This is a genomic window from Gordonia aurantiaca, assembly GCF_039939235.1.
Taxonomy (GTDB): domain Bacteria; phylum Actinomycetota; class Actinomycetes; order Mycobacteriales; family Mycobacteriaceae; genus Gordonia.
This window is the reverse complement of the sequence record NZ_JBDUUF010000006.1, coordinates 70266-83922: the sequence shown is the minus strand read 5'-3', so window position 1 is coordinate 83922 and position 13657 is coordinate 70266. Positions and strand designations below refer to the sequence as shown.

Below are 13657 nucleotides of genomic sequence, written 5' to 3'. Positions count from 1 at the left end.
GTCGTCATTCTCGAGAAAGGCAATCATGTCGGACCGGATCACCGTCAACGGGTTGCAGGTCGCCAAAGTCCTGTACGACTTCATCAACAACGAGGCGCTCCCCGGCACCGGTGTAGAGGCTGATGCCTTCTGGTCCAGTGCGGCATCGGTGATCGCCGACCTCGCGCCGCGCAACCGCGAGCTGCTGAAGGTCCGCGACGAGCTGCAGAGCAAGATCGATGCCTGGCACCGCGACCACAAGGGCGCCGACCTCACCCCGGGTAGCGCGGACTTCGACGCCTACAAGTCCTTCCTCACCGAGATCGGCTACCTCGCCGAGGTTCCCGCCGATTTCCAGATCACCACCGACAACGTCGACCGCGAGATCTCCGAGACCGCCGGTCCGCAGCTGGTGGTGCCGGTCCTCAACGCCCGCTTCGCGCTCAACGCCGCGAACGCGCGTTGGGGTTCGCTGTACGACGCGCTGTACGGCACCGACGCCATCCCGGAGACCGACGGCGCAGAGAAGGGCACCTCGTACAACAAGGTCCGCGGCGACAAGGTCATCGCGTACGCCAAGGAGTTCCTGGACAAGGCCGTCCCGCTGGAGCAGTGCAGCTACACCGACGTCCGCGGCTTCGCCGTCGTCGACGGAGCGCTGCAGGTGACCCTCGACGGCGGCGCCACCTCCACCCTGGCCGACCCGTCCTCCTTCGTCGGCTACCGCGGTGACGCCGCCTCGCCGTCGAGCGTGCTGCTGCGCAACAACGGCCTGCACCTCGACATCGAGATCGACCCGTCGTCGCCGATCGGCTCGACCGATCCCGCCGGCATCAAGGACGTCGTCGTCGAGTCCGCGATCACCACGATCATGGACTTCGAGGACTCGGTCGCCGCGGTCGACGCCGACGACAAGGTGCTCGGTTACCGCAACTGGCTGGGCCTGAACAAGGGTGACCTGGCCGAAGAGGTCTCCAAGGGCGGCAAGACCTTCACCCGCGTCCTCAACGGCAACCGCGAGTACACCGCGCCCGACGGCTCGACCTTCGAGCTGCACGGCCGTTCGCTGCTGTTCGTCCGCAACGTCGGCCACCTGATGACCAGCGACGCGGTCCTCGACGCCGAGGGCAACGAGGTCCCCGAGGGCATCCTGGACGGCCTGGTCACCTCGCTGATCGGCATCCACGGCCTCTCCGGCGCGGGGAGCGAGGCGAGCGGGCCGAATGGTGCACGGGCCGAGGGTCTGCAGAACTCGCGCACCGGCTCGATCTACATCGTGAAGCCGAAGATGCACGGCCCCGACGAGGTCGCCTTCACCGTCGAGCTGTTCGGCCGCGTCGAAGAGGTCCTCGGGCTGCCGAAGAACACCCTCAAGGTGGGCATCATGGACGAGGAGCGGCGCACCACGGTCAACCTCAAGGCCTGCATCAAGGCGGCCTCCGAGCGCGTGGTGTTCATCAACACCGGCTTCCTCGACCGCACCGGCGACGAGATCCACACCTCGATGGAGGCGGGTGCGATGGTGCGCAAGGCCGAGATGAAGAAGCAGAAGTGGATCGCGGCGTACGAGGACTTCAACGTCGACACCGGTCTGCACGCGGGTCTGCAGCACAAGGCCCAGATCGGCAAGGGCATGTGGGCCATGCCGGACCTGATGGCCGACATGCTCGAGCAGAAGATCGGCCATCCGAAGGCCGGTGCCACCACCGCGTGGGTTCCGTCGCCGACCGCCGCGACCCTGCACGCGCTGCATTACCACTACGTCGACGTGTTCGAGCGCCAGGACGAGATCGCCAAGCGCGAGCCGGCCTCGGTCGACGACATCCTCACCATCCCGCTGGCCAAGAAGACCGACTGGTCCGACGCCGAGAAGCAGGAGGAGCTGGACAACAACTGCCAGTCGATCCTGGGCTACGTCGTCCGCTGGATCGACCAGGGTGTGGGCTGCTCGAAGGTGCCCGACATCCACGACGTCGCACTGATGGAGGACCGCGCCACCCTGCGCATCTCCAGCCAGCTCCTGGCCAACTGGCTGCGTCACGGTATCGTCTCCGAGGCCGACATCGTCGCCTCGCTGGAGCGGATGGCCCCGGTCGTCGACCGACAGAACGCCGGTGACCCGAAGTACCGCCCGATGGCGCCGGACTTCGACTCCAGCATCGCCTTCCAGGCGGCGAAGGAACTCATCCTCGAGGGCGCCACGCAGCCGAACGGCTACACCGAGCCGATCCTGCACCGCCGTCGTCGCGAGTTCAAGGCCGCCAACCCGGCCGGCTGACCCGCCGGAGCACGCTCTGATACGACCGTGCCGGACCGTCTCGGTCCGGCACGGCGTATCGTCGTACCCTGCGCCTGATGGTCGAGCATGCGGACCGGTGCGGCGCGGCGTGTTATTTTGCGCACAACAGCAGGGAGGACATGGGCGTTGGCACATCATCGCAGTGGCGGCGGGCAGAGCATCCGCAGCCGGGGTGTCAGCCGTGGTGTCGTCGCCGCCATGCTCTCGATCCTGCTGATCGCCGCCGTCGTCGTCGCCTGGCGCGGTCTCGGTGACGTCATCGACAAGCAGGGCGACGCCGCCGCCGCCCAGTGTGTCGAGGGTGCGGCGTCGGTGCCGATCATCGCCGATCCCGACATCGCACCGGGCCTCACCGCGATCGCCGAGGCATTCGCCGAGACCAAGCCCGTGGTGCGCGACCACTGCGTCACCATCGCGGTCCGTCCCGGTGACGCCAAGGTCACCCTCGACGGACTCACCGGCACCTGGGAGGCCGAGTCCATGGGCGACTACCCCGCCGCCTGGGTCCCGCAGTCGTCGGTGTGGTCGGCCGACCTCGCCGCGGCAAAACCCGGATTGATCGAGGGCAACACCCGCTCGCTCGTGTCGACGCCGGTGGTCCTCGCCGTCTCCCCCGAACTCGCGAGCGCCGTCGGCGACCGACTCGACTGGTCGGCGATCCCGACCCTGCAGCGTCGCGACGGCTCCCTGACCGACTTCGGGCTGCGTGGTTGGGGATCGCTGCGCATGGCCATGCCGGTCGGTGCTCGGTCCGACGCCAGTGCGCTTGCGGCCCAGGCGGTCGCGACCAGCGTCACTCGCACCACCGGTCCGCTCACCACCGCCGACGCGGAGTCACCGCGGGTCACGTCGAGCGTGCGGGCCATGCTGCAGGGTGCGCCCGTCTCCCCCGACGGCACGCCGCAGGGAGCGGCCACGGTCATCGCCGATGCCCCGGATCCCGCGCGCGCCTCGATCCACGTCGTCCCGATCACCGAGCAGCGGCTGTACCAGATGACCAGGTCCGACACCGAGTCCCGGCTCGCCGAGCTAGTGCCCGGCGGACCGACCCCGATCGCCGACTACCCCGTCATCCGGCTGTCCGGGGAGCAGGTCAGCGACGTCGCCACCGACGCGGTGTCCGAGTTCATCTCCTTCGCGTCCGAACCGGAGCAGCTGCAACAGCTCACCGAACTGGGCTTCCGCGGCGACGCCCCGTTGCCGCCGCCGACGCCCACGGTCAACTTCCCACGCACGCCCGACCCGATGCCCACCCCGGAGAACGGCGCGATCGTCGCGATCAACCGGGTAGTCTACGGACCGGCGAGCGTGCCCGCGAGCTCGGCCACCACACCGGCCCCGTCGGGCACCGCAGGCGGATAGTGGCCGGCCAGACGACGAGGTGCTCCTCACCCACCCCGGGTGAGGAGCGCCTCGCGCCGTCGCAGATCCGTCAGCTGCTGTAGGCCTCGATCGGGGCGCAGCTGCACACCAGGTTGCGGTCGCCGTAGGCACCGTCGATCCGGCGCACCGCCGGCCACACCTTGGTGCGGCCACCCGCGGACGGGAGACCCGACGGGTACACGGCGATCTCCCGCGAGTACGGGTGATCCCACTCGCCCACCAGGCACTCCGCCGTGTGCGGGGCGCCGCGCAGGGGATTGTCGTCGACCGGCCACTCGCCGCGGCCGACGCGGTCGATCTCCTGTCGGATCGCGATCATCGCGTCGCAGAACGCGTCGATCTCGTCGAGATTCTCGCTCTCGGTGGGCTCGACCATCAGGGTGCCCGCCACCGGGAAGCTCATCGTCGGCGCATGGAAACCGTAGTCGGCCAATCGCTTCGCGACGTCGTCGACGGTCACGCCGGTCTCCTTGGTGATGGCGCGCAGGTCGAGGATGCACTCGTGGGCGACGAATCCACCCTCGCCGGTGTAGAGCACCGGGTAGTGCTCGCCGAGCCGCTTGGCGACGTAGTTGGCGGCGGTGATCGCCGACAGCGTCGCCATGCGCAGGCCGGCCGCACCCATCATCGCGATGTACGCGTAGGTGATCGGCAGGATCGTGGCCGACCCGTAGGGCGCCGCCGAGACCGCGCCGGTGTCGGGCAGCTCATCGGCCAGCGGGTGACCGGGCAGGAACGGCGCGAGGTGCTCACGCACCGCGACCGGGCCGACGCCGGGGCCGCCACCGCCGTGCGGGATGCAAAACGTCTTGTGCAGGTTGAGATGGCTGACGTCGCCGCCGAAGTGTCCGGGACGGGCCACTCCCACCAGCGCGTTGAGGTTCGCGCCGTCGACGTACACCTGGCCGCCGGCATCGTGGACCGCGGCGCATATCTCGCGGATGTCGTGCTCGAACACACCGTGTGTCGACGGATAGGTGATCATGATCGCCGCGATCCGGCCCTCGTTGGCCGCGATCTTGGCGCGCAGGTCGTCGAGGTCCACGTCGCCGTTCTCGCGGCAGGCGACCACGACGACGCGCATGCCGGCCATCACGGCCGAGGCGGCGTTGGTGCCGTGGGCGCTCGACGGGATCAGGCACACGTCGCGGTCGAGGTCGCCGCGGCTGCGGTGGTACCCGCGGATCGCGAGGAGGCCCGCGAGCTCGCCCTGTGAACCGGCATTGGGCTGCAGGGATATCCGGTCGTAGCCGGTGACGGACACGAGCCAGTTCTCCAGGGTGGAGATCATCTCCCGGAAGCCGACGGAGTCCTCCGCGGGCGCGAACGGGTGCAGCTCGGCGAAACCGGGCCAGGTGATCGGCTCCATCTCGGTGGTCGCGTTGAGCTTCATCGTGCACGAGCCCAGCGGGATCATGCTGCGATCGAGCGCGACGTCCTTGTCGGACAGAGCACGGAGGTAGCGCAGCATCGCGGTCTCGGTCCGGTACCGGTTGAACGCCGGGTGGGTCAGGTATTCGCTGGTGCGGTTCTCGATCGGCAGCGCGAAGCGCATCGGCTCGACGCCGGCGACGCCGAACGCGCGGAGCACGGCGTCGAGGTCGGCGGCGGTGGTGGTCTCGTCGCAGGCGATCGAGACCGTGTCGGCGTCGACGCGACGCAGGTTGATGCCCTCGTTGCGCGCATGTGCGATGACGGCGTCGGCCTGGCCGGGCGTGCGCACCTCGATGGTGTCGAAGAACGACGCGTGCTCGACGGTGAGTCCGGCCGCGGCAAGCGAGTTCGCCAGTGTTGCCGCGGCGTCGTGGGTGCGGCGCGCGATGGCCCGCAACCCGTCGGGCCCGTGGTAGGAGGCGTACATCGCGGCCATCACCGCCAGCAGCACCTGCGCGGTGCAGATGTTGCTGGTGGCCTTCTCGCGACGGATGTGCTGTTCGCGGGTCTGCAGCGCAAGACGGTAGGCGAGGTTGCCGTCGGCGTCCTTCGAGACACCGACGAGGCGCCCGGGCAGCTGGCGCGTGTGCTTGGCGTTGACCGCGAGGTAGCCGGCGTGCGGGCCGCCGAAGCCCATCGGGACGCCGAAGCGCTGTGTGGTCCCGAAGCAGGCGTCGGCTCCCTGTTCGCCGGGCGGGGTGATCAGGGTCATGGCGAGCAGGTCGGCCCCGACCGCGACGAGTGCGCCGCGCTCGTGGGCCGCGGAGATGATCGGGCCGGCGTCGACGATGCGGCCGGTTGCGCCGGGCACCTGCAGGATGACACCGAAGAACTCGCCCTCGGGCAGCCCGGCGCCGGGCAGTTCCGGATGCAACGACGCCCCGACGACCTCGATGCCGAGTGGCTCGGCCCGGGTCTCGATGACCGCCCGGGTCTGCGGGAAGAGGTCGGCGTCGACGACGACGCGCGGCGACTTCGACTTGCCGGCGCGGCGCAGCAGCGTCATCGCCTCGGCGGCCGCGGTGGCCTCGTCGAGCATCGATGCGTTCGCGACCTCCATGCCGGTGAGGTCGGCGACCATGGTCTGGTAGTTGAGCAGCGCCTCGAGGCGTCCCTGGCTGATCTCCGGCTGGTAGGGCGTGTAGGCCGTGTACCAGGCGGGGTTCTCCAACACGTTGCGCAGGATTACGCCCGGGGTGTGGGTGCCGTAGTAGCCGAGGCCGATCATCGATCGCTTGACCGTGTTCTTCGCTGCCAGCGCGGCCAGCTGTTCGAGGACCTCGCGCTCGCCCATGGGCTCGGGCAGCGCGCCGAGTACGTCCGAGTCGAGTTCGTCGGCGATGACGGCCGGGATGACGCGGTGGGCGAGTTCATCGAGCGACGAGACACCGATCACCGCCAGCATGCGCTGCAGCTCGTCGGCGTCGGGTCCGATGTGGCGATCGACGAAGCCCGCGGGAGCGGACGAGGAATCGGAGGAGGACATGGAGGGCAACCTCTCGCGGGCGCCGGCGTCTACGGCCGGCGAGCTGGCCTCCCCCTCTGTCATGTCACCGGCGCTGGACCGGCGGACGCCTGAGAGATTCGGTGCCGCGCGACCTCGCGCGACGACCTTTCACCGTGGGCGGACGAACATGTCGTCACTTTCCAGAGACGCCGTCACCACCACGGTCCGGGTGCCTGAGAGTTTGTCGGAGAGGTGTTGCTCCTTCGGCGGCCACCTGGTCGGAACCGGTGACTCTCTCCCGTGGCGTAGCGACGCGGAACCAAGTGTACGCAGCACGCCGTGCCGATGGGACCGGCGACGCGGCGAGAGTCATCCAGATCACTCGCCGCACGCCCCGTGGGGATCAGCCGGTGCGGCGTGCGCGGTTCTTGCGGCGCGCGGCCAGCTCGTCCTCGGGCGCGGCCTCGCTCACGCCGCCGTCGGCGCGTTCACCGGGGAAGTCGGCGATGGTGCCGGTCAGCTCCCGCATGGCGCCGCTGACGGCGATGCCGAAGACCCCCTGGCCGCCCTGCAGCAGGTCGACGACCTCCTCGGCGGAGGTGCACTCGTAGACGGTGGTGCCGTCGGAGAACAGAGTGATCTTGGCGAAGTCCTCGACACCGCGCTTGCGCAGGTGGTCGACCGCGACGCGGATGTTCTGCAGCGAGATGCCGGTGTCGAGCAGGCGCTTGACGATCTTCAGGACGAGGATGTCCTTGAACGAGTAGAGGCGCTGGCTGCCCGAACCCGCAGCTCCGCGGATCGACGGGACGACGAGGCCGGTGCGGGCCCAGTAGTCGAGCTGGCGGTAGGTGATGCCGGCGATCTGGCAGGCGCTCGGGACGCGGTAGCCGATGAGCTCGTCGGGCACGGTGTCGTCCGGGAACAGGCCCGGCTCGATGTCCTCGAGGGTCCCCTGGACCGGTGCCGCGGGACGCTCGGTCGAATGCTGAGCCGACGGGTCGCTCGACTTCACTTCGCTGTCGACCGGACGATCGCCCACTTCTGACTCCCTCGCAAAGCTCGGACCGGATGCGCGCCACGTGCCTGACATCCACGTCCACAGTACGCGGTCCAGGCCCTGCCGGGTCACCCGATCATCATCTTCATCGGCCCGTGTGTGGTGCGCGATGTCTCCGATGACGCTATGCCGGGAAGGGAACCCGATCAACGCGACGCGCCCTAGATCTCAACCTCAAGTTGAGATTGAGATAAACGGTGACCTCTCGGTTGCCGATCCGTGACCGGCCGAACCGTCAGGCGCCGCTGGCCTTGAAGTCGTCGGGCGACACGTTGTCGAGGAACTCCTTGAACTTCTCGACCTCGTCCTCGGCCGAGTCGTCGGCGGCCTCGCCGCCCATCTCGTCGGGCTCCTCGTCCGGGATGATCAGACCCGCCTCGGCGAGGACCTCCTCGTCGGCGATGATCGGGACCCCGGCACGCATCGCGACCGCGATGGAATCCGACGGCCGGGCCGACACGCGCAGATCGTCGGCGAAGACCATCTCGGCGTAGAAGGTGCCCTCCTGCATATCCACGATCCGGACCTCGAGCAGGGTCTGGCCGAACTCGCGGATGAGGTTCACGATCAGATCGTGGGTCAACGGACGCGGGGGCTCGATCCCCTTCTGCCGCAGGGCGATCGACGCAGCCTCACTCTGTCCGATCCAGATCGGCAGGTATCGCTCACCGTCGACCTCACGGAGCAGGAGCACCGGCTGGCTCTGCGGGGGCTCGACCCTGATGCCCACCACACGCATCTCGCTCATCTCGCACCTCCCAGACGCCTCGTACGGCGATCGATTGCTGATGTCGACGCTACACCGCTCCGGCGCGGTGCGGCGGTCGACTCGCGGCGGGGCGGTGGGGTATTCGCAGCTCGAAGCCCTGCGGACGCACGAGTCCGGCGACGGATCAGTCGAGGACGTCGCGGACGGCGGCCTTGACCAACTGCGTGTGCAGGGTCACCGACAACGCCGCGATCTCGCGCACGAGTTCCTCGGCACGGTCGCGTGCACCGGTCCCCTTGCCCTTCGCGATGGGGCTGGCGATCTGGGCGACCAGCCCGGCCTCACGATCGGCGGACACCTTGAACGCGCGGAGGTGACGGGTCTCGAGCCCGTAACTGGCCAGCGCCGCAGCGGCTTCGACGAGACGCACCGCGTCCTCGTCGAAGAACCCGGCCGGACCGGGCGTGAGCAGCCCGTTGCGCTGCAGCTCGGTCACGAACGCCGAGTCGACGCCCGTGCGCTCGATGAGCTGCTCACGGGAGACGCGTCCACCCCGGGAACCGAAATCGGTCGCCGGGGCGACGGTGCCCCGGGCGGTGGACAGCGCCACCGTGCCCCCGGGGCCGAACCCGCCCTCGCCCTTGTCGATCGCGTCGAGCTGTTCCTTGATGACCTTGAGCGGGAGGTACCGGTCTCGCTGGGCGGTCAGCACGAAGCGCAACCGCTCGCAGTCGGCCTCGCTGAACCGCCGGTAGCCGGACGGCGCCCGCTCAGGGGTCACCAGACCCTCCGACTCCAGGAATCGGATCTTCGAGATCGTGATGTCGGGAAAATCATCACGCAACCGGGCGAGGACCGCGCCGATCGACATCGATCCTTCGCCTCGAGGGGCCGCAGACGCCGTCACGACCGGGTCAGGCGTCGGATTCGTCGCGCGGACCGCTCAGGAAGACCAGCCGGAACTTGCCGATCTGGACCTCGTCGCCGTTGGACAGCGTGGCGGTGTCGACGGGCTCGCGGTTGACGTAGGTGCCGTTGAGGCTGCCCACGTCGACAACCTGGAATTCGTTGTCGCCAAGGCGGAATTCGGCATGACGACGACTGACGGTGACGTCGTCGAGGAAGATGTCGCTGTCGGGATGACGACCCGCGGAGGTCGTCGGCTGGTCGAGGAGGAACCGCGATCCCGCGTTGGGTCCCCGCTTCACGACAAGCAGCGCGGTCCCGGGAGCGAGTCGTTCGACTCCCGTGTCGGCCGGCTCACTCGAGGTGCTCGCTCCGGAATCGAGTTCATTGATGAACTCCTCCCGGAACACCGAGGTGGTCTCCACCGGCGCCTCGAAGTCCCTGTCGTTATCGCTCACCACTTCTCCTTCGTCGTCGTCAGTGCAACCGCACTGTCAGTGCGCATTCGCACTGTTGGGCCAACCGCACTCCTCCGGCCACCACGTCGGCGTCCCCGACCACTTGGCGCATCGGGTCGGCGTCGGTTCTCACCGAGTCGGCCGGTCGAAACTACATGACAGTGCGGACGGGTAGATCTCGGTGCGTGATCGCGCAGTTTCGCCTGCCACGTCACGCCTCGTTCCCACTGCCGTAACCGTACCGGTCACACCGATCGCGCCGGCGAGCGAGTCGACTCCGGCAACGTCGATCATATCGTCACCGGAGGTCCTGCCGGGCCGATCGAGGTCACCGGGACCCCCCACGGCGGGGAGTGCTACCCCTCGATGACGGCGCGGTACCCCGCGGCGTCCAGGGTGGCCCCGAGCTGTTCGGCCAGGGCCGCCTCGTCGGAGACCTCGATCTCCACCAGCCAACCCTCGCCGTACGGGTCGGAATTGACCAGTTCGGGCGACGCGTCGAGCGCGCTGTTGACCGCACTGACCGTACCCGTGACGGGGCCGTAGATGTCGGAGACACTCTTGGTGGATTCGACCTCGGCGAAGGACTCGCCGGAGGTCACCTCCGTCCCGGTCTCCGGTAGCTGCACGAACACCACGTCGCCGAGCGCGTCCTGTGCGAAGTCGGTGATGCCGACCCGCACGGTGGTCGGACCGGTCTTCTCGATCCATTCGTGCTCCGCGGTGTAGCGCAGGCTGTCTGGCACGTTGCTGTCGGTCACGAGAGCCCCTTTCGTCTCGGCTCAGACTCTACTGTCTGCTCAGGTGTGCTCTGCACGACGCGGCGGCATGTGTCGCAGCACCAGCACCGTCTGATACCAGTACAGGACGAAAGACCACAGGTAGAGGCCTACGCCCCAGAGCAGGAAAGCCCATCCGATCGGGTACGCGATGGTCCCCACGATCGAATCGAGTTGTCCGGCAAGCAACCACGGGAACGCGCTCATAAGCGCGAACGTCGCCGCCTTGCCGATGTAGAGCACCGGCAGCGCCAGCACTCCCCTGGTCTTCAGCAACGGCGCGGTGGCGAACAGAAGCACGTCGCGGCCGATGATCACGCCGATGAGCCACCACGGGATGAACTCCCGCACCCCGAAGGCCAGCGGGATGATCACGATGTAGAGCCGGTCGGCGAGCGGATCCAGCAGGGCGCCGATCCGCGACGACTGGTCCAGCAGCCGCGCCAGCTTCCCGTCGAGCCAGTCGGAGAAGCCGGAGAACATCAGGATCGCGAACGCCCAGCCATCGGCCTTCTCGACCAGCAGCATCCAGACGAAGACCGGGATGAGGACGAGCCGCAGCACGCTCAGGGCGTTCGGGACCGTGAGGATCCGGTCGGGAGCCGGCGCGGCGGCCGCCTCCTCGTCCGTCACCGGAAGATCCCGATGATGCCCTGCAGTGTCTTCGCCCCGCCCGAGGAGAATAGATTGTCGTGGACCATGTAGGTCCAGGTCGTCGTCGAGCGGTGCAGGGACGCCGAGTCGAGGTCGACGCCGTCGGCGGTGATCTTCGCCTCCCGGAACGTCTTCCGCGCGTTCTCGAGGGCCTCGGCGGGCAGATTCGAGAACTCGTGGACGATCATCCGGTGGAACTCGTCGAGCGGGCTCTCCTTGCCGAGCGCGCGCAGGTGGATGCTCGAGCGGGCGTCGGCGACGAACGCGAGATGGTCGGCCCAGGCACGGTCGAGGTGATAGAGCATGATCTCGCGTGCGGCCTGGGACAGCACCTCGCGCGGCACCGGCGCGACGGCTGTCGCGGTCGACTCGTCCGCCTTCTCCGGCTCGTCTGTCTTCGCCTCGTCGGACTTCGCCTCGTCGCCGGCCTCCGCCGCCGCGTCGGTCGCCGGTGACCGCTCACCGGTGAGTTCGGCATAGCGCTCGGGTTCGAGCTCGGCGAGCTCCTCGAGCGCGAGGTCCGTGGTGAGGAGCTTCATGCGCCGTTCGACCACGATCTCGCGCTGCTGGTTGACCAGCTTGTTGTAGCGCCACGTGTTCGCGTGCAGTTCGAGGCGGACACCCTCGGCGATGCGCTGGGCCTGCTCGATGAGGTCGATGCCCTTGCTGCCCATCGAACCGTCCTCGTTCGGCGAGACCGGGTCGCGCTTGAAGGCCATGTTCTTGGTGACGAGCGGGTCCTCGAGGCTGGAGAAGAACACCGAGGTGCCCGGGTCGCCCTGGCGTCCCGCGCGGCCGCGGAGCTGATCGTCGAGTCGGGCGGTGTCGTACCGACCGGTGCCGACGACGCACAGGCCGCCGAGATCGACGACCTCCTGGCGTGCCTCCGGATCGTCAGCGGAACCGCCGAGACGGATGTCGGTGCCGCGTCCGGCCATCTGGGTGGACACGGTGACCGCGCCCTTCTTGCCGGCCTCGGCGATGATCTTCGCCTCCTGGGCGTCGTTCTTCGCGTTCAGCACGACCGACTGCACGCCCGCCTTCTCGAGGAAGTACGCCAGCTCCTCGGACTCGGCGACGTCGTGGGTGCCGATGAGCACCGGCTGTCCGGTCTCGTGCACCTCCTTCACGTACTTCACTATCGCCTCGACCTTGTTGGCCTTGGTGTCGTAGACGCGGTCGGGCAGGTCGGTGCGGATGTTCGGCGTGTTCGGCGGGATCTGAGAGATCCGCAGGTCGTAGAACTGACGGAACTGCTCGCCCGCGGGCAGGGCGGTGCCGGTCATGCCGCACACCTTCGGGTAGCGGCCGATGAGCGCTTGCACGGTGATCGTGTCGATGACCTCGCCGGAGTCGGTCTGCGCGAGCCCCTCCTTGAGCTCGACGGCCGCCTGCACTCCATCAGGCCAGCGTTGCAGCTGCGCGACGCGACCGCGGGAGGCGTTGATCAGGTGGACGCCGCCGTCGCGGACGATGTAGTGGATGTCGCGCTCGAGCAGGAAGTGCGCGTGCATCGCGACGTTGAGGTGCACCAGCGTGGTGCCGACGTGTTCCTCGCTGTAGAGGTCGATCCCGCCCAGTTCCTCCTCGACGAAGGCGGCGCCCTCGTCGGTGAGGGTGACGTTGCGGCCCTCCGGATCGATCTCGTAATGCTTCTTCTTCATCCGCGACACGACGTCGTGGATGGCCTGGTCGGGCACCTCGGTCTCGGTCGAACCGGCGAGCACGAGCGGGACCAGCGCCTCGTCGACGAGGACGGAGTCCGCCTCGTCGATGATGGCGACGTCGGGTTTCGGGGAGACCAGGTCGCCCTCGGACAGCGCGAGCTGGTCGCGCAGGACGTCGAAGCCGATCTCGTTCACCGACGCGTAGGTGACGTCACCGGCGTAGGCCGCCCGGCGCTCGTCGCGGCCGGAGTTCTCCGACAACGCGTGGACCTCGATGCCGAAGAACTCGAACAGCGGGCCCATCCACTCCGCGTCGCGGCCGGCGAGATAATCGTTGACGGAGATGACGTGGACCTGATGGCCCTGCAGCACATAGCCGATCGCGGCGATGGCGCCGGCGAGCGTCTTGCCCTCACCGGTGGCCATCTCGACGACGTCGCCCTCGAGCAGGCGCAACGCGCCCTGGAGCTGGACGTCGAAGGGGCGCAGCCCGATCGAGCGGTCGGCGGCCTCCCGGACCAGCGCGAGAAACCTGGCGCGGTCGGCGGTCCGGGCGCCGATGTCGAGCTTCTCCGCCTCCGCGACGAAGGCGTCGTCGGCCAGATCGGCAGCCCAGTCGGTGTGGTTTCCGGCCTCCTTGATCAACGCCAGCGACTTCGACTGGTTGCGCGTCGACTGGGCGCCAAGAAGTCGCCACATGCTGTTGGTCAGCTTTCCCACCGAAACACTTCTCCTGATCGTTTACCGGCCAACTACCCGACCCGCGGGCCACTCGGGGCCGTCAGGTCAGGAACAACGGTACGCGGACCCTGGTAGAGCGGGGTCGGCGACATTATGATCACTCCATTTCCGACGTCGAGTCCCGAGCCCTGAGGACGGCCG

The 13657-nt window shown here is 68.4% G+C and carries 10 protein-coding genes and 1 riboswitch; of the genes, 2 read left to right on the top strand and 8 right to left on the bottom strand.

All coding sequences use genetic code 11. The features are described from left to right. The first annotated feature begins 25 nt into the window (after nucleotides 1-25). Together ABFT43_RS13175 and ABFT43_RS13170 are read left to right on the top strand one after the other, a co-directional pair. On the top strand, nucleotides 26-2257 hold the full coding sequence (locus ABFT43_RS13175) for a malate synthase G (protein ID WP_347960811.1): 2232 nt from the start codon (nucleotides 26-28) through the stop codon (nucleotides 2255-2257). A gap of 147 nt (nucleotides 2258-2404) precedes the next feature. Next, nucleotides 2405-3640, top strand: coding sequence for a hypothetical protein (locus ABFT43_RS13170; RefSeq protein ID WP_347960810.1), 1236 nt, complete (start codon nucleotides 2405-2407; stop codon nucleotides 3638-3640). 70 nt (nucleotides 3641-3710) lie between these two features. On the opposite strand, the gene gcvP is transcribed toward ABFT43_RS13170, so the two are convergent. The 8 genes from gcvP to secA2 all read right to left on the bottom strand — a co-directional run bounded on the left by gcvP (nucleotide 3711) and on the right by secA2 (nucleotide 13495). Then, nucleotides 3711-6581, bottom strand: a complete 2871-nt coding sequence (gcvP, locus tag ABFT43_RS13165) for an aminomethyl-transferring glycine dehydrogenase (protein ID WP_347960809.1) — start codon at nucleotides 6579-6581, stop codon at nucleotides 3711-3713. A 172-nt stretch (nucleotides 6582-6753) separates the two neighbouring features. Next, nucleotides 6754-6853, bottom strand: a riboswitch (glycine riboswitch). Between the two features lie 92 nt (nucleotides 6854-6945). Further along, complete coding sequence (locus ABFT43_RS13160; RefSeq protein ID WP_347960808.1) at nucleotides 6946-7584, bottom strand: MerR family transcriptional regulator; 639 nt, start codon at nucleotides 7582-7584, stop codon at nucleotides 6946-6948. A gap of 253 nt (nucleotides 7585-7837) precedes the next feature. Next, nucleotides 7838-8350, bottom strand: a complete 513-nt coding sequence (locus ABFT43_RS13155) for a bifunctional nuclease family protein (protein ID WP_347960807.1) — start codon at nucleotides 8348-8350, stop codon at nucleotides 7838-7840. A 145-nt stretch (nucleotides 8351-8495) separates the two neighbouring features. Beyond that, nucleotides 8496-9218: a transcriptional regulator FtsR gene (gene ftsR, locus ABFT43_RS13150; protein WP_457590149.1), complete on the bottom strand. Its 723-nt coding sequence runs from the start codon at nucleotides 9216-9218 to the stop codon at nucleotides 8496-8498. A gap of 7 nt (nucleotides 9219-9225) precedes the next feature. Further along, nucleotides 9226-9678 (bottom strand): glycogen accumulation regulator GarA, encoded by a 453-nt coding sequence (gene garA, locus ABFT43_RS13145; RefSeq protein ID WP_347960805.1) that lies wholly within the window; start codon nucleotides 9676-9678, stop codon nucleotides 9226-9228. 353 nt (nucleotides 9679-10031) lie between these two features. After that, entirely contained in the window at nucleotides 10032-10436 is a 405-nt protein-coding gene (gene gcvH, locus ABFT43_RS13140) for a glycine cleavage system protein GcvH (protein WP_347960804.1), read from the bottom strand. Between the two features lie 39 nt (nucleotides 10437-10475). After that, the gene (locus ABFT43_RS13135) at nucleotides 10476-11087 is read right to left on the bottom strand and encodes a CDP-alcohol phosphatidyltransferase family protein (protein WP_347960803.1); all 612 of its coding nucleotides are present in this window, start codon (nucleotides 11085-11087) and stop codon (nucleotides 10476-10478) included. Then, nucleotides 11084-13495 carry an accessory Sec system translocase SecA2 gene (gene secA2 / locus ABFT43_RS13130; protein WP_347960802.1) on the bottom strand — a complete coding sequence of 804 codons (2412 nt, stop codon included), beginning with the start codon at nucleotides 13493-13495 and terminating at the stop codon, nucleotides 11084-11086. The genes ABFT43_RS13135 and secA2 overlap by 4 nt, the downstream gene beginning before the upstream one ends. Nucleotides 13496-13657 lie beyond the last annotated feature (162 nt).

Coding starts and splice junctions, on each gene's coding strand:
- ABFT43_RS13155 (WP_347960807.1), bottom strand. CDS start 8,350: ATGAGCGAGATGCGTGTGGTGGGCATCAGGGTCGAGCCCCCGCAGAGC.
- ABFT43_RS13175 (WP_347960811.1), top strand. CDS start 26: ATGTCGGACCGGATCACCGTCAACGGGTTGCAGGTCGCCAAAGTCCTG.
- gcvP (WP_347960809.1), bottom strand. CDS start 6,581: ATGTCCTCCTCCGATTCCTCGTCCGCTCCCGCGGGCTTCGTCGATCGC.